Here is a 21,444-nt window from a genome sequence, read left to right on the forward strand (position 1 = left end):
GGGCCGGGTCGCGTCGGCGACCCGGCCCGTCGACCGGACTGGAGGCACGGATGCAGTTGGGCACACGCTGGAACGTGGGTGGGGAGCCGCCTGCGCGACTGCCCGAGACGATGGTCGTCGCCGTGCGCGGGGTCGAGGACGAACTCGCGCAGGAGTCCGTCGACACGGCGACGTGGGGGTGGACGCTGACGTTCCTGGAGGGCAAGCCGATCGTCGAGCTCGACGACGGCACCTCGATCCACCTCGACGCCCTCGGGCGCGCACAGGTGACGAACCCGGACGACGCCGCGGAAGAGGACTAGCGCGGGCGGTTCGCGCTGCGCGGTTCGCGGTTCCGCTTCGCGGTTCGCGGTTCCGCTTCGCGGTTCGCGGTTCCGCTTCGCGGTTCGCGGTTCCGCTTCGCGGTTCGCTCGGTGAGCAGGAATGGTCGGGTCCCCGGTGGGGACCCGACCATTCCTGCTCACGACGCGGGCGCCCCCGCCGGGGAGCGCCCGCGTGATCGCCGAGGGATCAGGACTCGGCGAGCCAGGTGCGCAGGACCTCGTTCACCTCGGCGGTGTGCGTGGTGAGCAGGCCGTGCGGGGCGCCCTCGATCTCGACGTACTCCGCCGCGGGCAGGGCCTGGGTGAAGCGTCGACCGGTGGCGTCGATCGGGAGGATGTTGTCCGACGTGCCGTGCACGATCAGGGCGGGGACGGTGACCTTCGGGATGTCCTGGCGGAAGTCGGTCGGCCAGGTCAGGGGTGCTGCGGCGGACGCGATCGAGCCGGAGCCGGCAGCGACGTTCCAGGCGTTGCGGACCTGCTCCTCGGAGATGCGGGTGCCGAGGTTCTCCGACAGGTTGAAGAAGTCCTGGTAGAAGTTCGTGAAGTACGCGTAGCGGTCCTTCGCCACGTCGGCGGCGATGCCCTCGAAGAACGACATCGGGCCGGCGCCGTCCGGGTTGTCGTCGGTGATCGCCAGGAACGGCTCGAGCGAGGCGAGGAACGCGACCTTGGCGATCCGGTCCTCGCCGTGGCGGCCGATGTAGCGGGCGATCTCGCCGGTGCCCATCGAGAAGCCGACCAGGATCACGTCGCGCAGGTCGAGGGTCTCGAGGACCGTGTGCAGGTCGTCGGCGAAGGTGTCGTAGTCGTAGCCGGTGGACGGCTGCGAGGACCGACCGAAGCCGCGGCGGTCGTACGTGATGACGCGGTAGCCGGCCTCGAGGAGCATCGGGACCTGCCCCTCCCACGAGTTGCCGTCGAGGGGGAAGCCGTGGATCAGCACGATCGGCTGGCCCTGGCCCTTGTCCTCGTAGTGGAGCTCGATGTCGACGCTGTTCTCGGTCCCGACGGTGATGGCACCCATGGTCGTTCCTTCCCTCGACTTCGCGGAGAACGATCGTTCTCCGCCGATGTGGACTACAGTAGAGAACGGCCGTTCCCCTCGCAAGTCGGGCCCGGTGAACACTCAGCGAACGGGGTACGTACATGGTCACCAGCACCGTCGAACCGGATGTGCGCGCGCACATCGTCGAGGTCGCGGACCAGCTGTTCTACACGCGCGGCATCCAGTCGGTCGGCATGGACGCGATCCGGACCGCCGCGGGGGTCTCGCTCAAGAAGCTGTACGCGGCGTTCCCGGGCAAGGAGCAGCTCATCGCCGCGGTGCTCGCCGGCCGCCACGACATCTGGGAGCGCGGCGTCCACGGTGCGGTCGACGCGGCCACCGGTCCGCGCGAGAAGCTGCTGGCGCTCTACGACTTCCTGGAGTCCTGGTTCGGTGACGACACCTTCCGTGGGTGCGGCTTCATCAACGCCTTCGGCGAGCTCGGAGCCACGTCACCCGCCGTCGCCGAGATCGCGCGTGACCACAAGGACTCGTTCCAGCGGTACGTGCAGCAGCTCACTGCCGAGGTCGTGGACGCCCCGGAACAGGCCGAGGAGCTCGCCGCGCAGCTCGCGCTCCTGGCCGAGGGTGCACAGACCACCGCGGCCATCGCCGGCACCACGGCACCGGCCGCGCACGCACGCCGCGCCGCCGAGACCCTGATCGACGCCGCGACGCGCTGACACGGAGCGGCGCCACGTCCGTAGTGTGGTCGCCATGGCAACCCCGTTCGACGTCCCGAGCACCCTCCCCTACGCCCTGCCGCCCTTCGGCGACGTGCGACTCGAGCACTACCGACCGGCCTTCGACGCCGGCATGGCCGAGCAGCGCGCCGAGGTCGAGGCCATCGCCACCGACCCGGACGCACCGACGTTCGAGAACACCCTGGTCGCCCTCGAGCGGTCGGGGCAGCTGCTGACCCGCGTCAGCCACGTGTTCTTCACGCTGTCGTCGGCCGACTCCACCCCGGCACTGCACGACCTCGAAGCCGAGGTCTCCCCGCTGCTCGCCGGCCACCGGGACGCGATCACCCTGGACGCGCGGCTCTACGCGCGGGTGCAGGCCGTGCTCGACGGCGCCGAGGCCGCCGGGCTGACCGGTGAGGACCTGCGGCTCGTCGAGCGGACCCACGCCGAGATGACCCTCGCGGGTGCCGGGCTCGACGACGCGGGCAAGGAGCGCCTGACGGCGATCAACCAGGAGTTGTCGACCCTGACGACGACCTTCGAGCGGAACCTGCTCGAGGACACCAACGACTCCGCCGTGCACGTCACGGACGAGTCCGAGCTCGACGGCCTCGACGACGGTGCGAAGTCCGCCGCCGCCGGTGCCGCGGCCGACCGCGGGCTCGACGGGTGGCTCATCACGCTGCCGCTCTACACCGGGCACCCGTGGCTCGGCTCCCTGCGCGACCGCGGCCTGCGCGAACGGATCATGCGCGCCTCCCTCGCCCGCGGTCGTCGCGGCAACGAGCACGACAACCGCGAGGTCCTGCTGCGGATCGTCCGGCTCCGGGCCGAGCGCGCCGAGCTGCTCGGGTTCCCGGACCACGCCGCCGTCGTCACCGCCGACGAGACCGCGGGCACCCCGGAGGCCGTCGACGGGCTGCTGTCCTCGCTCGTCGGTGCCGCCGTGCGGAACGCCGACGACGAGCGCGCGGTCCGATCGCGCACGGTCGGGTTCGACGTCGAGTCGTGGGACTGGGCGTACGCCACCGAGATCCTGCGCGGGGAGCAGTTCGCGGCGGACAGCTCGGCGCTGCGCCCGTACTTCGAGGCGGACCGGGTCCTGCACGACGGCGTCTTCCACGCCGCCGGCGCCCTGTACGGCCTGACCTTCACCGAGCGGCCCGACCTGCACGGCTACAACGACGAGGTCCGCGTCTTCGAGGTCACCGGCGACGACGGCGAACCGGTCGGCCTGTACCTGCTCGACCTCTACACGCGTGACGGCAAGCGGGGCGGTGCATGGATGAACCCCGTCGTCGAGCAGTCCGCGCTGCTCGGCACCCTGCCCGTCGTGGTCAACAACCTCAACGTCGCGAAGCCGGCCGCGGGCTCCCCCACGCTGCTCATCCAGGACGAGGTCGAGACGCTCTTCCACGAGTTCGGCCACGCGCTGCACGGCCTGATCGCCCGCACCACCTACCCGCGGTTCTCCGGCACGAACGTCGAGCGGGACTTCGTCGAGTTCCCGAGCCAGGTCAACGAGATGTGGGTGTCGTGGCCGTCGGTCCTGGCGAACTACGCCAAGCACCACGAGACCGGGGAACCGCTGCCGCCGGAGCTCGTCCTGGGACTCAGCGAGTCGGCCGGGTTCAACGAGGGCTTCGGCACGACGGAGTACCTGGCCGCGGCACTGCTCGACCAGGCGTGGCACCGGCTCTCCGCAGCCGACGCTGCCGCGGTGACGTCCGTCGAGGACTTCGAGCGGGACGCCCTCGCCGCCGCCGGCATCGCGGTCGAGGCCGTGCCGCCGCGGTACTCGTCGACGTACTTCGCCCACACGTTCTCGGGCGGGTACGACGCCGGCTACTACGGGTACATCTGGTCCGAGGTGCTCGACGCCGACACGGTGGAGTGGTTCCGCGACAACGGCGGGCTCGACCGGGAAGCCGGACGGCGCTTCGCGGAGCGGTTGCTCGGGGTCGGTGGGGCGAAGGACCCGCTCGAGGCGTACCGGGACTTCCGCGGCCGCGACGCCGAGGTCGGCCCGCTGCTGCGCCGCCGCGGCCTGGAGTAGGCGGCGTTTCGGCCGACGAACACCACGAGAACGACAGAACACCTCGAGATCTCGAGGTGTTCTGTCGTTCTCGTGGTGTTCGCCGCTGACTGACGGGCCGGGGCGCTACGCCGACTTCTCGACGCGCTTGGCCCGGGGCCGCGGCACGATCGTCGGCGCCGCGTTCTCGAGCACGGACTCGCGGGTGATCACCACGCGGGCGACGTCGTCGTCGGAGGGGACGTCGAACATCACCGGGCCGAGGACCTCTTCGAGGATCGCGCGCAGGCCACGGGCACCGGTCTGCCGCAGCACCGCCAGGTCCGCGATGGCCTCGAGCGCGCCCTGGTCGAACTCGAGCTCGACGCCGTCGATCTGGAACATCCGCTGGTACTGCTTGATCAGCGCGTTCTTCGGCTCGGTCAGGATCTGCATGAGCGCCGCCTGGTCGAGCTGCGACACCGTGGTGACGACGGGCAGCCGCCCGATGAACTCGGGGATCAGGCCGAACTTGTGCAGGTCTTCCGGCAGGACCTCGGAGTACAGGTCCTGGTGGTCGGTCGCACTGTGCAGCGGCGCCCCGAACCCGATGCCGCGCTTGCCGACGCGCGACGACACGATGTCCTCGAGCCCGGCGAACGCGCCGGCCACGATGAACAGCACGTTCGTCGTGTCGATCTGGATGAACTCCTGGTGCGGGTGCTTCCGACCGCCCTGCGGCGGGACCGAGGCGACCGTGCCCTCGAGGATCTTGAGCAGCGCCTGCTGCACGCCCTCGCCGGAGACGTCGCGGGTGATCGACGGGTTCTCGGCCTTGCGGGCGATCTTGTCGACCTCGTCGATGTAGATGATGCCGGTCTCGGCGCGCTTGACGTCGTAGTCGGCGGCCTGGATGAGCTTGAGCAGGATGTTCTCGACGTCCTCGCCCACGTAGCCGGCCTCGGTCAGGGCGGTGGCGTCGGCGACGGCGAACGGCACGTTGAGCCGCTTGGCCAGCGTCTGCGCCAGGTAGGTCTTGCCGCAGCCGGTCGGGCCGATGAGCAGGATGTTCGACTTCGCGATCTCGATGTCGTCGCGGTCCTCGGCGGCGGTGATCTGCCCCTGCGCACGGACGCGCTTGTAGTGGTTGTAGACGGCCACGGCCAGGGCGCGCTTCGCCGGGTCCTGCCCGATGACGTACTCCTGCAGGAAGTCGAAGATCTCGCGCGGCTTCGGCAGTTCGAAGTCGCCGCTCGCGGTGTCCTCGCCGGCTTCGGCCAGGCGCTCCTCGATGATCTCGTTGCACAGCTCGACGCACTCGTCGCAGATGTAGACGCCGGGGCCCGCGATGAGCTGCTGGACCTGCTTCTGGCTCTTGCCGCAGAACGAGCACTTGAGGAGATCGCCGCTCTCTCCGATGCGTGCCATTCCCGTGCCTCCCTGGTTGGACATGCCGGCCGCGCTGGCGCACAGCCGCTGGTGCACCGCTGCTGGTGGGCACCTCGTCGTGGACACGAGCCTAACCGCAACCGGTGACATCGACCGCGATGCCCCTCCGGTTTCGCCGCGCGCGTTCGCCCAGGGCGTCCGACCCTGCTACGGTGATCCCGACTTCTCTACAACTTGTAGAACAGCTGGTGCAGAACCACCCCCGGAAGGAACCCCATGCAGAAGCGTCTCGCCACCGGCGGCGCCGTCACCCTCGGTGTCGCAGCCGTCATCGTCCTCGGCAGCGCCACGGCGGCCAGTGCGCACGTCTCCGCGACCGCGACGTCGACCGCGGCGAACTCGTACACCGTCGCGACCTTCTCGGTGCCGCACGGCTGCGACGGCTCCCCCACCACGAAGATCGAGTTCCAGGTCCCCGAGTCCGTGATCGAGGTCACGCCCACGGTCAACCCGAACTGGACCATCCGCAAGGCGACCGAGCCGTACACGGCCCCGTCCGCCGCTGCCGACGACGAGCACGAGGCGGCCGCCGAGCGCGTCACGAGCGTCACCTACACGGCGAAGACCCCCCTGCCCGCCGACGAGCGCGACACGTTCTCGCTGTCCTTCGCGCTGCCCGACGGCGAGCCCGGCGAGCTGGTCGAGTTCCCCGCCCTGCAGACCTGCGAGCAGGGCAGCGTGGAGTGGAATCAGGAGCAGCAGCCCGGCGAGGCCGAGCCCGAGCACCCGGCGCCGTCGATCACCCTGACCGCCGCCGAGGCGACGGACGACGACGGTGACGCGGCCGCCGCGACCCCCGCCGCGGAGGCCGCCGGCACCAGCGCCCCGGCCGACCCCGACCTGGTCGGCCGCTTCCTCGGCCTCGGCGGCCTGGTGCTCGGCGCCGTCGCCCTGGTCGTCGCCGTCGCCGGCACGCGTCGTCGGAGCTCCGCCAAGTGACGCAGCGCGGCTCGCGTCGGCCCCGCCCGCGGTCCTCTGCCCGGAGGCTCGTGGCCGGGTCCGTCGCGGCCGTCGCGATCGCCGGTGGTGCGGTCCTCGGGCTCGCTGGTCCGGCCAGCGCCCACAACTACCTGGTGTCGTCCGACCCGGCCGTGGGCGGGACGCTGACCGAGCTACCGGACACCTTCGCCATCACGACGAACGACCGGCTGCTCGACATCGGCGACTCGGGTTCCGGGTTCGCCTTCCGGGTCGTCGGTCCTGACGGCGAGTACTACGAGGACGGCTGCGTCGACGTCGAGGGCCCGACGATGTCCACCGCCGCCGCGCTCGGCGCCTCGGGGAAGTACACCGTCGAGTGGCAGATCGTCTCGGCCGACGGCCACACCGTCTCCGACGAGTACCCCTTCACGTGGAAGGCCCCGTCGGGCTTCTCCCCCGCCACCGGCTCGGCGGAGCCGCCGTCCTGCGCCACCGCCGGCGACGACGACTCCGGGTCCGAGGCGACCACCGGCACGGCCTCCGGGTCGAACGAGTCGCCGGCGGCCGACGCGATCTGGATCGGTGCCGGCGGCGTCGTGCTCATCGGCGCCGTCGTGGCCGTCCTGCTGCTCCTGCGCCGCAGGCCCGCGCCGCAGTCCGACGACACGGACGTCTGACCCCGACGACGGCCGCGGTCACCGCACACACGACGACGCCCCCGCACCGATCGGTGCGGGGGCGTCGTCGTTCCTGCTGGTGCTACTTGACGAGCGCCGGCAGGTTCTTGCGGCTGGTGAGGACCTGGTCGATCAGGCCGTACTCCACGGCTTCCTGCGCGGACATGATCTTGTCGCGCTCGATGTCGTGGTTGATCTCCTCCGGCGTCTTGTTGGAGTGCTTCGACAGCGTCTCCTCGAGCCAGGTGCGCATGCGGAGGATCTCCGCCGCCTGGATCTCGATGTCGGACGCCTGACCGCCACCCTGCTGGGTCGCGGGCTGGTGGATGAGCACGCGGGCGTTCGGCAGCGCGAGGCGCTTGCCGGGGGTCCCGCCGGCCAGGAGCACCGACGCGGCCGAGGCGGCCTGGCCGAGGCAGACCGTCTGGATCTGGGGGCGGATGTACTGCATCGTGTCGTAGATCGCCGTCATCGCGGTGAACGAGCCACCGGGCGAGTTGATGTACATCACGATGTCGCGGTCCGGGTCCATCGACTCGAGCACGAGCAGCTGGGCCATGACGTCGTCAGCCGACGCGTCGTCGACCTGGACACCGAGGAACACGATGCGGTCCTCGAAGAGCTTGGCGTACGGGTCCTGGCGCTTGTAGCCGTAGGCCGTCCGCTCCTCGAAGCTCGGCAGGATGTACCGATTGGACGGGGCCGGGACGTTCTGCGCGCCACCGAGCATGGGGAGGTGCATTCTCGTTTCCTTTTCTTCGGTGGTGATCAGGACCGGGCGTCGGGCTCGGCCGCGCTGGTCGGTGCTTCGCCGTCGCCGACGGTGCCACCGCCGCCGATGACCTCGGCGCTCGAGGCGCGGAGGTGGTCGACGAAGCCGTACTCCAGGGCTTCCTGCGCCGTGAACCAGTTGTCGCGGTCGTTGTCCTTGAGGATCTGCTCGATCGACTTGCCGGTCTGCTCGGCCGTGAGCTCCGCCATGCGCTGCTTCATGTCGAGGATGACCTTGGCCTGCGTCTGGATGTCGGCAGCGGTACCGCCGAAGCCACCGGACGGCTGGTGCAGCAGCACGCGCGCGTTCGGCGTGATGTAGCGCTTGCCCGGCGTGCCGGAGGACAGCAGGAACTGGCCCATCGACGCGGCGAGGCCGATGCCCACCGTGACGATGTCGTTCGGCACGAACTGCATCGTGTCGTAGATCGCCATGCCGGCGGTGATCGAGCCACCGGGCGAGTTGATGTAGAGGTAGATGTCCTTCTCAGGGTCCTCGGCGGCGAGCAGCAGCAGCTTGGCTGCGATCTCGTTCGAGTTGTCGTCGCGGACCTCGGAGCCGAGCCACACGATCCGGTCTCTCAGAAGGCGGTCAAAAACACTGGGGTTCAGTGTTGCTTCGGCCATGGAAAAGCTCCCGTTCAGTTGTCGCTTGATGTCGAACTTATCGGGTGCAACGCACCAGTTCCCGTCTGTTCGCTGTCGGCAATGCGATGGTGCGGAAACGACGGACGGGAGGCACGGTGCCAGCTGGCACCGAGCCTCCCGTCCGTCGTGCTGGGAGCGTCGAGATCGTTACTCGGCAGCCCCTGCCGGCTCCTGCGCGACGCCCGCCGTGAAGGCGGACAGGTCGACGTCGTCGCCGTTGGTGTCCTTGACGGTGACCTTCGACAGGACGGTCGCGACCGCCTTCGAGCGGGCGACCTCGCCGACCATGCCGGGGATCTGGCCGTTCTGGTCGATGACCTTGATGAACTCGGCCGGCTCCATGCCGTACTGCGCGGCGGCCTGGATGAGGTACTGGGTCAGTTCCTCCTGGGAGACCTGGATCTCCTCCTTCTCGGCGATCGCGTCGAGCAGGATCTGCGAGCGGAAGGCGGTCTCGCTGGACTCCGAGACCTCCTTGCGGTGCTCCTCGTCCTCCAGGCGGTTCTCCTGCTCGAGGTGACGGTGCACCTCGTCCTCGATGAGCTTCTCCGAGATCGGGATGTCGACGTCCTCGGTGAGCTTCTCGACGAGCTTGTCGCGAGCCGCGGCGCCCTGACCGAAGGTCTTGGACTTCGCGATCTGCTCCTTCAGGTCGGCCTTGAGCTCGTCGATGGTGTCGAACTGGCTGGCGATCTGGGCGAACTCGTCGTCGGCCTCGGGGAGCTCGCGCTCCTTGACGGCGGTGACGGTGACGGCGATCTGGGCGGTCTCGCCCTCGCGGTCGCCACCGACGAGCTTCGACTCGAAGGTCGTCGACTCACCGGCGGTCAGGGACTCGAGCGCCTCGTCGATGCCCTCGAGCAGGTCGCCGGAGCCGATCTCGTAGGAGACGCCGGTGGCCGAGTCGACCTCGTCGTCGCCGATGGAGGCGGTGAGGTCGATCTGCGCGAAGTCGCCGGTCTTGGCCGGGCGGTCGACGGTCACGAGCGTGCCGAAGCGGGTGCGCAGGTTCTGCAGCTCCTCCTCGATCTCGTCGTCCGACACCTCGACGGCGTCGACGGTGAGCTCGTACGAGGAGTAGTCCGGCAGGTCGAACTCGGGGCGGACGTCGACCTCGAAGGTGAGGACGAGGTCGCCGGTGAAGTCCGCGAGGTTCGGCAGCTCGGCCACGTCGGCCTCGGCACGACCGAGGATGCGCAGCTCCTGCTCCTCGACCGCCTGGCGGTAGAAGGTGTCGATGGCGTCACCGACGGCGTGGTTCAGGACCTCGCCACGGCCGACGCGCTGGTCGACGATCGCCGGCGGGACCTTGCCCTTGCGGAAGCCGGGGATGTTGATCTGCTCGGCGATGTGCTTGTACGCGTGGTCGATGCTCGGCTTGAGATCGTCCGGCGTCACGTTCACGGTGAGCTTGACGCGGGTGTCGCTCACCTTGTCGACGGTGCTGGTGGCCAAGGGATGTTCTCCTGTTGGTTGACGTTCGTGTGGTCGGTGTTCCTCGAAGACCTGGTCGGGGCGACAGGATTTGAACCTGCGACCTCCCGCTCCCAAAGCGGGCGCTCTACCAAGCTGAGCTACGCCCCGTTTGACTGGGCCAGGGTGTCCACGCACGCCGAACGGGCGGACGCGACGCCGATGAGTCTAGCGGTCCGCCGGTGCTCGGTTCCCGGGAGGATCGCCGTCGTCCTCCGCGGCGCGTCGCAGGTCACGCCGCCAGCGCACGCCGACCACGACCTGCACCCCGAGCGCGGCCACGGCGAGCGCCAACCCGACGACGATCCGCCAGACGTGCAGCAGTGCGTGCGCGGGCTGGTGCTGCGGGTCGCCGAACAGCTCCGGCCGCAGCGACAGGACGATCGCAGCGAGTGCCACGAGGACGAAGGACACCACCCGCGACCAGCGGATCGTGCGCTCGGCGCCGGCGTCCGGCTTCGGGATGACGCGCGTCGGCATGTCGGTGCTCGTTCGTCCGCTACGATGGTCGGGCTGCGCCTGGTGCGCAGGCGCGGGGATGTAGCTCAATGGTAGAGCCCCAGTCTTCCAAACTGGCTACGCGGGTTCGATTCCCGTCATCCCCTCCACAGCCCGCCCGGTCAGGGGCCGGCGAACTCGAGGGTGATCCGCGGGGCGTCGCCGAGATCGACACGGGAACGCTTCCGCTCCGCCGCACGCAACGGCACGAGGTACCCACCGTCCTTCGGGAAGAGCGACGTCGTCCACGTCACCGAGCCGATCGTCACACGCGCCGGGATCACACCCCACCCGTAGGTGAGCACCGGCGCGAGATCCGCGATGACCTCGGCCGCGTCCGGCGGCACGACGGCGAAGAAGAACGGTGACGGGCCGCGCCACTCGATGACCTCGCCGCGGAACTCGAGCTCCATGCGGCGATCGTACGGCCGCGGGGCCGGGCCGGGCGGGGCGGGGCGTCGAGCGGCCCGTAGCGTCGAGCGGGCCGGGCCGGGTCGGCGCGTCGCGGACGCCGGACCGGGTTTCCCTCTCGACGGTTGACGCTTCCGGTTCACGATCGCCGAGGTCTGCGAACCGGAACCGTCAAGGGCGAGGAGGAACCGATGCCTCCCCGGAGCCAGCGGGAGCAGGACGACGGACGCGCCCCGCGCTTCCAGGCCGGAGCCGGGAAGCCCGATGCGGGAGCCGCACCGTGCCGCAGCGTCGAGCGGGCCGGGCCGGTGCGTCGAGCGGGCCGGGCCGGTGCGTCGAGCGGGCCGGGCCGGGGCGTCGCGTACGCCGGACAGGGTTTCCCTTCCGACGGAGGACGGTTTCGGTTCACGATCGCCAGGGTCCGCGAACCGGAACCGTCAAGAGCGAACGGGAACTCGTGCCTCCCCCGGACCAACAGGACCATGACGACGGACACGCCCCGCGCCTCCAGGCCGGAGCCGGGGAGCACGGGGCGCGAGCCGCCGTCGGGACGAATGCGTCAGCGGTACGACGCGGCCTGTCCGTACAGCACCTTCGTGAAGGCCGACACGTACGCCGACTCGTCACCGTCCGGCAGGTTGTACGTCATGAAGACGCCGTACCCGTCGGCCTTCGTGCGCTGTGCGAGCGAGACGGCGGTGGCCTCGGGGGTGTTCTGGATGTCCACCGCCGCGGCGGAGAGCTTCGACTTCGGCAGGCCCGGGATCGTCGGCGCCGTGTAGGTGCCGTAGTACGGGTTCCAGGCGTAGTCGAGCTTCTTCCCGATCGACGGGCTCACGGTCTTCAGGGCATCGGACGACGGGCCGATGTCGTAGAACGAGATGATCTTGCCCGGCATGTCGGCACGCAGGGCGCTGATGAGCCAACCGATGGACTGGTCGTTGGGCTGCGGCGTGCCGTTCACGCCGTAGTCGGAGTACTCGTCGTCCAGGTCGACCCCGTCGAGCCCGTACTTCTCCACCGTCGCCGACACCTGCGCGGCGAAGTCCCGCGCGGCTGCCTTCGAGGTGAAGTTCGCCAGCCCGGTGCCCTGGTGGTTGCCGAGCACCGAGAGCGTCACCTTGATGCCCTTGGCCTGCAGCGGGCGGATCTGCGTCGCGGCCTGGTCGAGGGTGCGCTGCACGTTCTCGTTGTTGTAGAGGACCGCCTTGCCGTTCGCGTCCCGGTTGATGTTCGCGGCGAAGATGATCGCCACGTCGAACGCGTTCGCGCCGTTCTCGAGCGTGTACCGGCCGACGTTCGCGAGCTCGTCGTTGTTGACCTCGACGTAGGCGACGCTCGTCGGGCCGGACTTCGTGGGGACGGCGTGGTGCTCGTGGCCGTGCCCGTGCCCGGAGCCGTGCCCGTGTCCGTGTCCGTGTCCGTGGCTCGAACCGGACGGAGACGGCGCAGCGGATGCTGCGGCGGGCACCAGTGGTGCCGCGAGCATGGCGACCAGTGCGGTCGCGATGCCGAACTTCGTGGACTGCTTCATGACGTTCCTCCTTGGTTGGACAGGTCGATCAGTTGCGTGGGAAGCGGAAGGTGCGAACCTCGTAGGCATCGACGGCGAACGAGGACGCCTCGACGGCGGCGGCCGAGGCCAGCGGCTCTTCGAGCAGGGTGACCTCGGCAGCGGTGCCGAACGCGGCTCCGTCGCCCTCGGACAGGGCGATCGCGCCGGTCCCCCGCTGCCCGGACGGCTCGTACACGCGCACGACCAGGTCGCCCGAGCGGTCGTCGGCGAGCTTGACGCTCGACAGCACGACCCCGCCGGACACCTGGACGAGCGGCGCGAACCCGTGTGCTCCGGTGATCGTCCGTGCGCCCGCGTTCATCCGCACGCCGGCCTCGGTTGCCCCGAGCTGGTCGGTGCCGATGACGATGCCGTACCGGTGCGTCTGCACGCCCTGGTCGGTCTCGGGGTCGGGGAACCGCGGCGCCCGCAGCAGCGACAGCCGCACGGTCGTGGTGACGTGTCCGTCGACGGCGTCTCGGGTGGTGTCGAAGCCGTGGATCGAGTCGTTCACGAGCGCGACGCCGAAGCCGGGCTCGGACACGAGCACGTAGCGGTGCATCGAGGTCTCGAACTTCGCGGCCTCCCACGAGGTGTTCGTGTGCGTCACCCGCTTCTGCGCGCCGAACTGCGTCTCGGCGACGGTGTGCTCGGCGCGGACGTCGAGCGGGAACGCCACCTTGAGGAACTTCTCGGTCTCGTGCCAGTCGGTCACCTGGTCGAACTCGAGGGTGCGGGACCCTGGTGCCAGGACGATCTCCTGGCGGACCGTCGAGTCACCGAACGCCCGCTCGACGACCACGCGGGCGACCCCGGCGTCGTCGACCGACGCGGTCAGCCCGGTGGTCGACACGAGGTCCTCGACGCGGTTGCGGTAGTACCGGTCGACGTCCCACGCGTCCCACATGTTCGGGAAGTCCTGGTGCAGCTGCAGCAGGTTCCCCGCTTGGCCGGCCGCGACCGCCTCGCGCCCGGTCACCAGGTCGACGGCACTCGTCACGAGCCCCTGTGCGTCGACGACGACCCGCACCAGGTCGTTCGCCAGCACGTACCCGCCGTTCTGCTCGGTCAGCGACACCGCGGTCCCCGCCGCCACGTCGGTCGCGACGACCGCACCCTGCGCGGGTGCGCCGGCCTGGAGGAACGGGGCCGGGTTCACGACGACGGCCGTGTCCCCGGTACCGGCGAGCGCCGAGAGCGCCTGGTCGATGATCGCGGTCAGCGCCGCGGCCGTCTCGGCGTACTTCGCGACCGCTTCGCGGTGCACCCAGGCGATCGAGGTGCCCGGCAGGATGTCGTGGAACTGCTGCAGCAGGACCTGCTGCCACAGCGCGTCGAGCTCGTCGTACGGGTAGGTGAAGTCGGTGCGGGCGGCGGCGGTCGCGGCCCAGAGCTCGGCCTCGATGAGCAGCTGCTCGCACCGGCGGTTGCCCTGCTTCGTGCCGTGCTGGCTCGTGAGCGTGGCGCGGTGCAGCTCGAGGTACAGCTCCCCCACCCACACGGGCGGGTCGGTCAGCTCGGCCTTCGCGCGGTCGAAGAACGTGTCCGGGTGCTCCCAGCGGACCTTCGCGCTGCCCTCCAGGTCCGCCAGCCGGGCGGCGGTACCGGTCATCTCGCGGGTGGTGCCCCCGCCGCCGTCGCCCCAACCGACCGGGGCGATCGAACCGGTGGCGAGCCGGTTCTCGCGGAACTGGCGGGAGGCCTTGGCGACCTCGCTGCCGGACAGCCGCGAGTTGTAGGTGTCCATCGACGGGAAGTGCGAGAAGACCCGCGAACCGTCGATGCCCTCCCACAGGAACGTGTGGTGCGGGAACTTGTTCACCTGGTTCCACGAGATCTTCTGCGTGAAGAACCACTCGAAGCCCGCGCGGCGCATGAGCTGCGGCAACGCCGGCGAGTACCCGAAGCTGTCCGGCAGCCAGACGCCCTTGGGCCGGATGCCGAACTCGCGCTCGAAGAACCGCTGCCCCTGCGAGAACTGCCGGACGATGCTCTCGCCGGTCGGCATCACGGTGTCGGACTCGACCCACATGCCGCCGATCGGCAGGAACCGACCGGCCTCGACCGCAGCCTCGACCCGGGCGTAGACCTCGGGGCGGTGCTGCTTGATCCACGCGTACTGCTGCGCGCTCGACATGCCGTACAGGAAGTCGTCGGTCTGGTCGATGAGCTCGGTCATGGTCGAGGTGGTGCGGGCGACCTTGCGGATGGTCTCGCGCACGGGCCAGAGCCAGGCAGAGTCGATGTGGGCGTGCCCGACGGCGGAGATCGTGTGCGCGGAGGCCTCGGCGGGTGCGGCCAGCACCTCGGCGAGCGCCGCTCGGGCCTCCCCGGCGGTCTCCGGGATGTGCTGCAGGTCGAGCGCGTCGAGGGCGTCGTCGAGGGCCTGCAGGATCCGCATGCGTCGGGGCCCGGCGGGCAGCTCGGCCTGCAGCTCGAGCAGGACGTCGATGTCCAGGGCGAGCTCGTGCACCTCGGACTCGAAGACGGCGAGCTCCATCCGGCGGGTGGCGTAGAGGCACTTCGAGGACGAGGTCTGCACGTCGCCCTCCTGCGTCGGCAGGAAGGGGTGGTAGTCGAGCAGGACGGGGTTCGACGCGGCCTCGACGAAGAGCTCGACGGTCTCGCCACCCTCGGCCCGCTCGGTGACCAGGACCCACTGGTTGCGCGGGTTGATCGACTTCACCGGGGTGCCGTCGGCCAGGTAGACGAGCCCCTCGCACTGGAACCCGGGCATGTTCTTGTCGAAGCCGAGGTCGATCACGGCCTCGACCCGGCGTCCGGCCCACTCGGCCGGCACGGTCCCGGTCAGCCGGAACCACGTCGTGCCCCAGGCAGCACCCCACGGTGTCCCCACCTCGTAGGGCTCGAACGTGAGCGCGAGTCCCTCGGTCGGCGGGATCGGCTCCCCCGGCAGCTCGTGCCAGGCGGCCTGCAGGGCCGTCGTGGTCGCGTGCACCGCGGGGGTGATCCGCTCGTCGAGCACCCGTCGGGCGCGTCCGGTGGTGAGGGGGATGTCGTCGTGCATGGGGCCTTCCGGGGTCGGGCGTGGTCGCGGGTCGGGTGTGGTCGCGGGTCAGGGCGTCGTCGCCGGGTGGGCGACGCGGACGGTGGTGGTGTCGAGGTCGGACGGCACGTCGACGCAGCGGTCGATGCCTCGGGCGGCCAGCAGCGCGGTGTCCGACAGCCGGGAGCGCAGGACGACCTGCGGTCCGCGGCCGTCCGGCGCCGACTCGGCCAGGGCCAGCCACGCGGCGGCGAACCGACCGCCGGGAGCGCAGTCGGCGCGCGTGCCGTGCCGGAGCGTGCCGTCCGACAGCACGTCGTCGAGGACGAGTGCGGTGGCCGGGGGGACGGCGGCGGCCTGCCGGGTGCGCTCGGCGCGGGCGAGGTCGGCGAAGGCCTGGCCGGCGGGCTTCAGTCGGCCGTCGTTCGTGAACAGCCCGAGGTCGTACTCGAGCTCCGGGAAGTCGGCGAGCGACCGGGACACGTCGTGGGAGCACCACCACGTCACCCCGAGCACCTGCTGCGCGTCGAGCACGTGCCGGATCGTCCGCTCGGTGAACGAAGCGGCGTCGGCGGGGTCGACGACGTTCGTGGGGGCGCCGACCTCCTGCAGCCAGTTCGGCCGGGCGGCGTCGCGGTTCCAGGCTGCGGCGAGCTGGAGCAGGTACTCCCCGTGCCGCACCGACCCGGCCCCGAGGGCGCCGTGGAGGGCCGCCGAGCCGTTGAACACCCACGAGTGCGTGACGGTGGCGTCACCGTGGTCCGCCGCGTGCTCCGGGCCGAAGGGCTGCGCGTCGTCGTACCAGGCGGCGTCGTACTGCGCGACGGTGACCAGGGGCCCTGGACGCGACCCGGTGCCGGACGGGGCCGACGTGGCGGGGCCGACCCGCGCCTCCCGGCCGGACGACCAGGACGACAGGCCGTCGCGCGCCGCCGCGACCATCGCCGCCGCCCACGCGTGCCCCTGCTCCGCGGTGATGTCGTGGGGTGCGGGGTGCGGCGCGTGCGCGAACTGGTTGACCTCGTTGCCGATGGTGATGCCGAGCAGGTTGGGCTTGTCGGCGACCGCTCCGGCGAGCGCCCGGACGTACGCCGCGGTCGACGCGACGACGTCCGGATCGGTGAACATGTTGCGGCGGTGCCAGCTGTCCAGCCACGAGGGCACGAAGTCGAAGCTCGACAGGTGCCCCTGCAGTGCGTCCACGTTGACGTCGAGGCCGAACGACCCGGCGAGGTCGACCACCGTGGCGACGTCCTGCAGCGCCGAGGCCCGGATGAGCGTCCGGTTCGGCTGGACGACCGGCCACAGCGGGAAGATCCGCACGTGGTCGGCGCCGAGCGACGCGATCGCCTCGAGGTCCTTGGCGGTGTCCGACGGTGAGAAGTCGAGCCACGAGTGGAACCAGCCGACCGAGGGCGTGTAGTTGACCCCGAAGCGCATCAGCCCTTCACACCGCCCTCTTCGACGCCCTTGAAGAAGAAGCGCTGCAGGACGGCGAAGATCACGGCGATCGGGATGAACGCGATCATGGTGCCGGCCGCGATCATCCGCTGGTCGGTGGCGAACGTGCCCTGCAGGTACTGCAACCCGACGGTCAGGGTGAGGTTCTCGGGTGACTGCAGCACGATGAGCGGCCAGAGGAAGTCGTCCCACGCGCCGATGAACGAGAAGATCGCGATGACGGCGATGGTCCCCTGCACGGCGGGCAGCGAGATGTACCGCAGCCGCTGCATCGCGTTCGCGCCGTCCATCACCGCCGCCTGGTCGATCTCCTCGGGGATCTGCCGGAACGCGTTGAACATGAGCAGCACGTTGAGGGCGGCGATCATGCCGGGCAGGGCGACACCGACCAGGTTGTCGGCCAGGCCGAGGTCCTTCACGGTGACGAACTGCGAGATGATCGTCGCCTCGCCGGGCAGCACCAGGGTGCCGAGGAACAGGCCGAGCACGAGCTTCCGGTGCCGCCACTGCAGCCGCGCGAGCGCGAACCCGGCGAGCGTCGCGAACACGATGTTGCCGAACACGTCGATCGCGGCGACGAGCAGCGAGTTGCCGATGTACCGCCACACCGGGATCGCGGCGGCCACCTTGAGGTAGTTCTCGAAGGTCGGCTCGGAGGGGATGAACGACGGGTTCGCCGTGTAGATGTCCTCGCCGGCGCCCTTGAGCGAGGTGGACAGCTGCCACAGGAACGGGCCGATCGTGATGAAGAGCACCACGACGAGCAGGACGTAGCGGACGACCTTCTCGCGGGTGGACATGACGCCCCAGACCGCGCGGCGCCGCCCGCGCCCGTCGCGTCCGCCTCGTCCGCCTCGTCCGTTCTGCCGGGAGGCCCGTCCCGCGTCGGTCGCGCCGGTCACGTCCGGCGTCGGGCTGGCCGCGCCCTGCGCGCCGCCGATGACGGGTTCGGTCGTGCTGGTCGTGTTCGTCACTTGTCCGCCTTGCTGTTCATCCGGGCGAGGGCGAGCATCGGGATGAGCGTCACGACGAAGAGCAGGAGGCTCAGAGCGGACGCGTAACCGAGGTTGCCGGTGAAGCCGCGGGCGTACTGCTGGATGAGCATGACGAGCGAGTTGTCCTGCCCGCCGGGCCCACCGGTGCCGTTGGTGAGGATGTAGAGCTCGCTGAACACCCGGAGCGCGGAGACGCACACCAGGATCCCGACGAGCGTCATGGTGCCGCGGACCCCGGGCATCGTGACCGACCAGAAGCGTCGGACCGCGCCGGCGCCGTCGAGGGCTGCGGCCTCGTGCAGGTCCTTGCCGACGTTCCCCAGGGCGGCCAGGAAGATGATCATGTAGTAGCCGAGCCCCTTCCACACCGTCAGGCTGATGGCGCTGAGGAGCAGCAGCCACCGGTCGGTCAGGAACGGGACGCTGCCCTGCACGACACCGAGGGCCTGCGCCATCTCGTTGATGACACCGCGGTCGTCGAGGATCCACGTCCAGATGAGGCCGACGACCACCGCGGACGCGATGACCGGCGTGTAGAACGCGGTGCGGAAGAACGCGATCCCGGGAAGCTTCTGCTGCACGAGCACCGCGATGAGGAGCGGGAGGACCGTCAGCAGCGGCAGGCACACCGCCATGTAGATGACGCTGTTGAGCAGCGCCTCCCACACCTGCGGGTCGGCGAGCAGGGTCTGGAAGTTCTGGATCCCCACCCACTGGCTGACGCCGCCGAGGGGGCTGGCGTTCGTGAACGACAGCCGCACCGTGTTGATCGAGGGCCACAGGCTGAACGCGACGAGCCAGATCAGAGCCGGCAGGACGAGCAACCAGGGCGTGTACCAGCGGTTCGCACGCATGACGATCCTCCCGTCGCCGCTAGCCGTTGGCCAGCAGGCTGTTCATCTTGGTCTGGGCGGTCTCGAGTGCCTGCTCCGGCGCCACCTGGCCCTTCATCGCGAGGGCGATCTGCTGGTCGAGGAAGTCCGTCATCGCGGAGTTCGCCTCGACGGGGTTGATGACCTCCGCCGACTCGAGGGCCTCGTTCGCCAGGACCCGGGCCTCGCCGTTCACGGTGCCGTCGTCCTTCGAGAAGTACGGGTCGGACTGCGACGACGTGGTGGACGGGAAGATGTTGACCTGGTGGGCGAACGCCTCCTGGTTCTCCGCGTTCGTCATGAACTTCGCGAAGGCCTCGGCGGTGGCCAGGTGCTTCGACCTGCTCGACACCGACAGGCCCTGCACGTAGAGCGGCGGGGTGTCGAGCGCGGGGCTGACGGTGACCTTGCCCTTGAGCGACGGGTTGTTCTTCTCGAAGTCGGCGAGCGAGGTCGCGCCACCGGTGGTCCAGGCGACCTTGGCCTGCGTGAACAGGGTCGAGTTGCCGAGGTAGTCGCTGTTCAGTACGTTGGAGGGCATGTAGCCGTCCTGGTACGCGTCCTTGTAGCGGTCGATCAGGTCGGCGGCCTCCGACGAGTCGGCGAAGGTGAACTTGGTGCCGTCGGCGTTGAGCACCTCGACGCCGGCGAGCGTGAAGTCACCGAGGCCGGGCTTCCGGCTCATCAGGTAGTCGGTCGGGCAGTTGTCGTGCATGGTCTTCGCCTGCGTGAACAGCTCGTCGGTGGTCTTCGGCGGGTTCTCCGCGTCGAGGCCGCACTTGGCGAACATCGTCGAGTTCCAGTAGTTCACGTCGGTGTTGAGGTACCAGGGGTAGCCGAACGTGCCGTCCACTCCCTTGTACTTGTACGAGTCCACCGCGCCGGCGACGTACGTGCTGGCGAGCTTCGGGTCGTCCTTCCCGACGTCCTGCAGGAACCCGCGCTTGGCGAGCGGCAGGGCGATGTCCGGCGGCAGGTTGATCACGTCGGGCAGCGAGTTCGACGACGCCTGGCTGAGCACCTTGTCGGCGTACCCGTCGCCGGGCTGGTCCTGCAGCTTCACCTTCGCGTCCGGGTGGGCCTTCTCGAAGTCGTCGATGACCCCGTCGAGGTAGTCCGTGTAGGTCGGCGTGAGCGCCCAGGTCTGCAGCGTGATGGTGCCGCTGATCTCGCCGTCGCCGCCGTCGGCCGCGTTCCCGCCGCTCGAGCAGCCGGTCAGGACGAGCGCCGTGGCGGCGGCCGTCGCGAGCAGCGCGGTGGCGCGGCCCCTCGTCATGCGTGTGCTGGTCCTCATGGCGTCTGACTCCCTCGTCATAGCTGAACCGGTTCAGTAGTGATCCCCGAACCCGTGTGTGGCAGACACTGTTCATGACTAAAGCGCTATAGTCAACCCCGTGGCCAGCAAGCGTCGAACGACGATCGCCGACATCGCCGCACGGGCCGGCGTGTCGATCAGTGCGGTGTCCTTCGCGTTGAACGACCGGCCGGGCGTCTCCGACGAGACCCGTCGGCGCGTGCGTGAGATCGCCCGCGAGCTCGACTGGCAGCCGCACACCGCCGCCCGCGCGCTCGGCGGCGCGAAGGCCGGCTCGATCGGGTTCGTGCTGAACCGGCCGGCCCGGACCCTGGGCACCGAGTCCTTCTTCGGTGACCTCATCTCGGGCATCCAGCTCGGTCTGGCCGGAAGCCACGTCGGCATGAACCTGCTCGTCGCGCGCGATGCCGACGAGGAGCTCGAGACCTACCGGGACTGGTGGCGCGGGCACCGGGTCGACGGGGTGATCGTCATCGACCCACGCCGCGAGGACCCCCGGCTCGCCCTGCTCGCCGACCTCGGCATGCCCACGGTCGTCGTCGGCTCGCACCCCTCGCCGGACGGAGCGGCGCCCACGGTCTGGATCGACGACTCGGACGCCACCGACACCGTCCTGCGCTACCTGCATGCCCTCGGGCACCGGCGCATCGCCCACGTCGCCGGGCGGCCGGAGTTCGAGCACACCGCCATGCGCATGGACCGGGTGCGGGCCTTCGCCGCCCGCGAGGGGCTCGACGACGCCGTCTCGGTGCCGACGGACTACTCGGCCGAGGCCGGTGCGAGCGCCACCCGGACCCTGCTGTCACGGAGCGTCCGACCGACGGCGATCGTGTACGACAACGACGTGCTCGCCGTAGCCGGACTCGGGGTGGCGAGCGAGATGGGCGTCGCGGTGCCGGGCGCCGTGTCCATCGTGTCGTTCGACGACTCGGCGATGATCCGACTCGTCCGACCGGCGATCACCTCGCTCACCCGCGACACCGTCGAGCTCGGGCAGCGGGCGGCGACGCTGCTGCGCGAGCAGATCGATGCCCGGGTCCCGCTCCCCTCGCGTCCGGGCCCGTCCCTCACCCTGAGCGTCCGCGAGTCGACCAGCCGCGCCCCCGCCTGACCCCCGCCGTTCCCGGAGCACCCGGCTGCCGACACCCGGTGTCCGCGCACAGCGCTGGCGGCGGAAGACCGTGGTCTGCTCGGCGCCGTGACGATCCCGGTTCGCGGACCGCGGGGAACGGGAACCAGAACCGCCAGCGCCACGGAGCGGAACGCCCCACCCGAGTCCGCGAGTCGACCGGCCGCGCCGCTCCCGGAGCACGCGACTAC

General features: G+C 70.2%; 19 protein-coding genes and 2 tRNA genes. 7 read left to right on the forward strand and 14 right to left on the reverse strand.

Translation table 11 applies throughout. The features are described from left to right. The first annotated feature begins 50 nt into the window (after window positions 1–50). A complete protein-coding gene (locus tag LEL83_RS08140; protein WP_225558432.1) occupies window positions 51–302 on the forward strand; it encodes a hypothetical protein in 252 nt (83 codons plus the stop codon). 208 nt (window positions 303–510) lie between these two features. Here the strand turns inward: LEL83_RS08140 and LEL83_RS08145 are convergent, their stop codons facing one another. Then, on the reverse strand, window positions 511–1,350 hold the full coding sequence (locus tag LEL83_RS08145; RefSeq protein ID WP_225558433.1) for an alpha/beta fold hydrolase: 840 nt from the start codon (window positions 1,348–1,350) through the stop codon (window positions 511–513). 122 nt (window positions 1,351–1,472) lie between these two features. Between LEL83_RS08145 and LEL83_RS08150 the strand changes: the two genes are divergently transcribed. Further along, on the forward strand, window positions 1,473–2,054 hold the full coding sequence (locus LEL83_RS08150; protein WP_225558434.1) for a TetR/AcrR family transcriptional regulator: 582 nt from the start codon (window positions 1,473–1,475) through the stop codon (window positions 2,052–2,054). A gap of 34 nt (window positions 2,055–2,088) precedes the next feature. Then, window positions 2,089–4,113: a M3 family metallopeptidase gene (locus tag LEL83_RS08155; protein ID WP_225558435.1), complete on the forward strand. Its 2,025-nt coding sequence runs from the start codon at window positions 2,089–2,091 to the stop codon at window positions 4,111–4,113. 105 nt (window positions 4,114–4,218) lie between these two features. On the opposite strand, the gene clpX is transcribed toward LEL83_RS08155, so the two are convergent. Next, a complete protein-coding gene (gene clpX, locus LEL83_RS08160) occupies window positions 4,219–5,499 on the reverse strand; it encodes an ATP-dependent Clp protease ATP-binding subunit ClpX (protein ID WP_198658038.1) in 1,281 nt (426 codons plus the stop codon). A 237-nt stretch (window positions 5,500–5,736) separates the two neighbouring features. Here clpX and LEL83_RS08165 point away from each other — a divergent pair, with 237 nt between their 5' ends. Further along, window positions 5,737–6,459 (forward strand): YcnI family copper-binding membrane protein, encoded by a 723-nt coding sequence (locus LEL83_RS08165; protein ID WP_225558436.1) that lies wholly within the window; start codon window positions 5,737–5,739, stop codon window positions 6,457–6,459. Window positions 6,460–6,509: 50 nt separating this feature from the next. Then, on the forward strand, window positions 6,510–7,118 hold the full coding sequence (locus tag LEL83_RS08170) for a copper resistance CopC family protein (protein ID WP_225558437.1): 609 nt from the start codon (window positions 6,510–6,512) through the stop codon (window positions 7,116–7,118). 82 nt (window positions 7,119–7,200) lie between these two features. On the opposite strand, the gene LEL83_RS08175 is transcribed toward LEL83_RS08170, so the two are convergent. From LEL83_RS08175 to LEL83_RS08195, 5 genes are all read right to left on the reverse strand, one after another. After that, entirely contained in the window at window positions 7,201–7,860 is a 660-nt protein-coding gene (locus tag LEL83_RS08175) for an ATP-dependent Clp protease proteolytic subunit (RefSeq protein ID WP_027464696.1), read from the reverse strand. A gap of 26 nt (window positions 7,861–7,886) precedes the next feature. After that, window positions 7,887–8,516: an ATP-dependent Clp protease proteolytic subunit gene (locus tag LEL83_RS08180; protein ID WP_198658035.1), complete on the reverse strand. Its 630-nt coding sequence runs from the start codon at window positions 8,514–8,516 to the stop codon at window positions 7,887–7,889. A gap of 168 nt (window positions 8,517–8,684) precedes the next feature. Beyond that, window positions 8,685–9,992, reverse strand: coding sequence for a trigger factor (gene tig, locus LEL83_RS08185; RefSeq protein WP_225558438.1), 1,308 nt, complete (start codon window positions 9,990–9,992; stop codon window positions 8,685–8,687). A 52-nt stretch (window positions 9,993–10,044) separates the two neighbouring features. Continuing rightward, window positions 10,045–10,121: transfer RNA gene (locus LEL83_RS08190), tRNA-Pro, on the reverse strand. Between the two features lie 57 nt (window positions 10,122–10,178). Continuing rightward, entirely contained in the window at window positions 10,179–10,490 is a 312-nt protein-coding gene (locus tag LEL83_RS08195) for a hypothetical protein (protein WP_225558439.1), read from the reverse strand. Window positions 10,491–10,544: 54 nt separating this feature from the next. Here LEL83_RS08195 and LEL83_RS08200 point away from each other — a divergent pair. After that, window positions 10,545–10,618 (forward strand) — tRNA-Gly (locus LEL83_RS08200). A 12-nt stretch (window positions 10,619–10,630) separates the two neighbouring features. On the opposite strand, the gene LEL83_RS08205 is transcribed toward LEL83_RS08200, so the two are convergent. From LEL83_RS08205 to LEL83_RS08235, 7 genes are all read right to left on the reverse strand, one after another. Then, window positions 10,631–10,921: a DUF1905 domain-containing protein gene (locus LEL83_RS08205; RefSeq protein WP_225558440.1), complete on the reverse strand. Its 291-nt coding sequence runs from the start codon at window positions 10,919–10,921 to the stop codon at window positions 10,631–10,633. A 557-nt stretch (window positions 10,922–11,478) separates the two neighbouring features. Beyond that, a complete protein-coding gene (locus LEL83_RS08210; RefSeq protein WP_225558441.1) occupies window positions 11,479–12,453 on the reverse strand; it encodes an endo-beta-N-acetylglucosaminidase H in 975 nt (324 codons plus the stop codon). A gap of 28 nt (window positions 12,454–12,481) precedes the next feature. Further along, window positions 12,482–15,502, reverse strand: coding sequence for an alpha-mannosidase (locus tag LEL83_RS08215; RefSeq protein ID WP_225558442.1), 3,021 nt, complete (start codon window positions 15,500–15,502; stop codon window positions 12,482–12,484). A gap of 48 nt (window positions 15,503–15,550) precedes the next feature. Then, window positions 15,551–16,921 carry a glycoside hydrolase 5 family protein gene (locus LEL83_RS08220; RefSeq protein ID WP_225558443.1) on the reverse strand — a complete coding sequence of 457 codons (1,371 nt, stop codon included), beginning with the start codon at window positions 16,919–16,921 and terminating at the stop codon, window positions 15,551–15,553. Beyond that, window positions 16,921–17,916, reverse strand: coding sequence for a carbohydrate ABC transporter permease (locus LEL83_RS08225; protein WP_225558444.1), 996 nt, complete (start codon window positions 17,914–17,916; stop codon window positions 16,921–16,923). Before LEL83_RS08225 ends, LEL83_RS08220 begins: the two co-directional genes overlap by 1 nt. Further along, window positions 17,913–18,791: a carbohydrate ABC transporter permease gene (locus LEL83_RS08230; protein WP_225558445.1), complete on the reverse strand. Its 879-nt coding sequence runs from the start codon at window positions 18,789–18,791 to the stop codon at window positions 17,913–17,915. Before LEL83_RS08230 ends, LEL83_RS08225 begins: the two co-directional genes overlap by 4 nt. A 19-nt stretch (window positions 18,792–18,810) precedes the next feature. Then, window positions 18,811–20,085 carry an ABC transporter substrate-binding protein gene (locus LEL83_RS08235; protein ID WP_225558446.1) on the reverse strand — a complete coding sequence of 425 codons (1,275 nt, stop codon included), beginning with the start codon at window positions 20,083–20,085 and terminating at the stop codon, window positions 18,811–18,813. A 118-nt stretch (window positions 20,086–20,203) separates the two neighbouring features. On the opposite strand from LEL83_RS08235, the gene LEL83_RS08240 reads away from it, so the two are divergent. Next, window positions 20,204–21,235 carry a LacI family DNA-binding transcriptional regulator gene (locus tag LEL83_RS08240; protein WP_225558447.1) on the forward strand — a complete coding sequence of 344 codons (1,032 nt, stop codon included), beginning with the start codon at window positions 20,204–20,206 and terminating at the stop codon, window positions 21,233–21,235. Window positions 21,236–21,444: the final 209 nt, after the last annotated feature.

Origin of the sequence: Curtobacterium oceanosedimentum (genome assembly GCF_020297365.1) — a bacterium.
Classification (GTDB): domain Bacteria; phylum Actinomycetota; class Actinomycetes; order Actinomycetales; family Microbacteriaceae; genus Curtobacterium.

Excerpts from the sequence above, each read along its gene's own strand:
- LEL83_RS08205 (WP_225558440.1), bottom strand. The coding sequence starts at position 10,921 with ATGGAGCTCGAGTTCCGCGGCGAGGTCATCGAGTGGCGCGGCCCGTCA.
- LEL83_RS08180 (WP_198658035.1), bottom strand. The coding sequence starts at position 8,516 with ATGGCCGAAGCAACACTGAACCCCAGTGTTTTTGACCGCCTTCTGAGA.
- LEL83_RS08175 (WP_027464696.1), bottom strand. The coding sequence starts at position 7,860 with ATGCACCTCCCCATGCTCGGTGGCGCGCAGAACGTCCCGGCCCCGTCC.
- LEL83_RS08155 (WP_225558435.1), top strand. The coding sequence starts at position 2,089 with ATGGCAACCCCGTTCGACGTCCCGAGCACCCTCCCCTACGCCCTGCCG.
- LEL83_RS08145 (WP_225558433.1), bottom strand. The coding sequence starts at position 1,350 with ATGGGTGCCATCACCGTCGGGACCGAGAACAGCGTCGACATCGAGCTC.
- LEL83_RS08210 (WP_225558441.1), bottom strand. The coding sequence starts at position 12,453 with ATGAAGCAGTCCACGAAGTTCGGCATCGCGACCGCACTGGTCGCCATG.
- LEL83_RS08140 (WP_225558432.1), top strand. The coding sequence starts at position 51 with ATGCAGTTGGGCACACGCTGGAACGTGGGTGGGGAGCCGCCTGCGCGA.
- LEL83_RS08235 (WP_225558446.1), bottom strand. The coding sequence starts at position 20,085 with ATGACGAGGGGCCGCGCCACCGCGCTGCTCGCGACGGCCGCCGCCACG.
- LEL83_RS08165 (WP_225558436.1), top strand. The coding sequence starts at position 5,737 with ATGCAGAAGCGTCTCGCCACCGGCGGCGCCGTCACCCTCGGTGTCGCA.
- LEL83_RS08230 (WP_225558445.1), bottom strand. The coding sequence starts at position 18,791 with ATGCGTGCGAACCGCTGGTACACGCCCTGGTTGCTCGTCCTGCCGGCT.
- LEL83_RS08195 (WP_225558439.1), bottom strand. The coding sequence starts at position 10,490 with ATGCCGACGCGCGTCATCCCGAAGCCGGACGCCGGCGCCGAGCGCACG.
- LEL83_RS08150 (WP_225558434.1), top strand. The coding sequence starts at position 1,473 with ATGGTCACCAGCACCGTCGAACCGGATGTGCGCGCGCACATCGTCGAG.
- LEL83_RS08215 (WP_225558442.1), bottom strand. The coding sequence starts at position 15,502 with ATGCACGACGACATCCCCCTCACCACCGGACGCGCCCGACGGGTGCTC.
- LEL83_RS08220 (WP_225558443.1), bottom strand. The coding sequence starts at position 16,921 with ATGCGCTTCGGGGTCAACTACACGCCCTCGGTCGGCTGGTTCCACTCG.
- clpX (WP_198658038.1), bottom strand. The coding sequence starts at position 5,499 with ATGGCACGCATCGGAGAGAGCGGCGATCTCCTCAAGTGCTCGTTCTGC.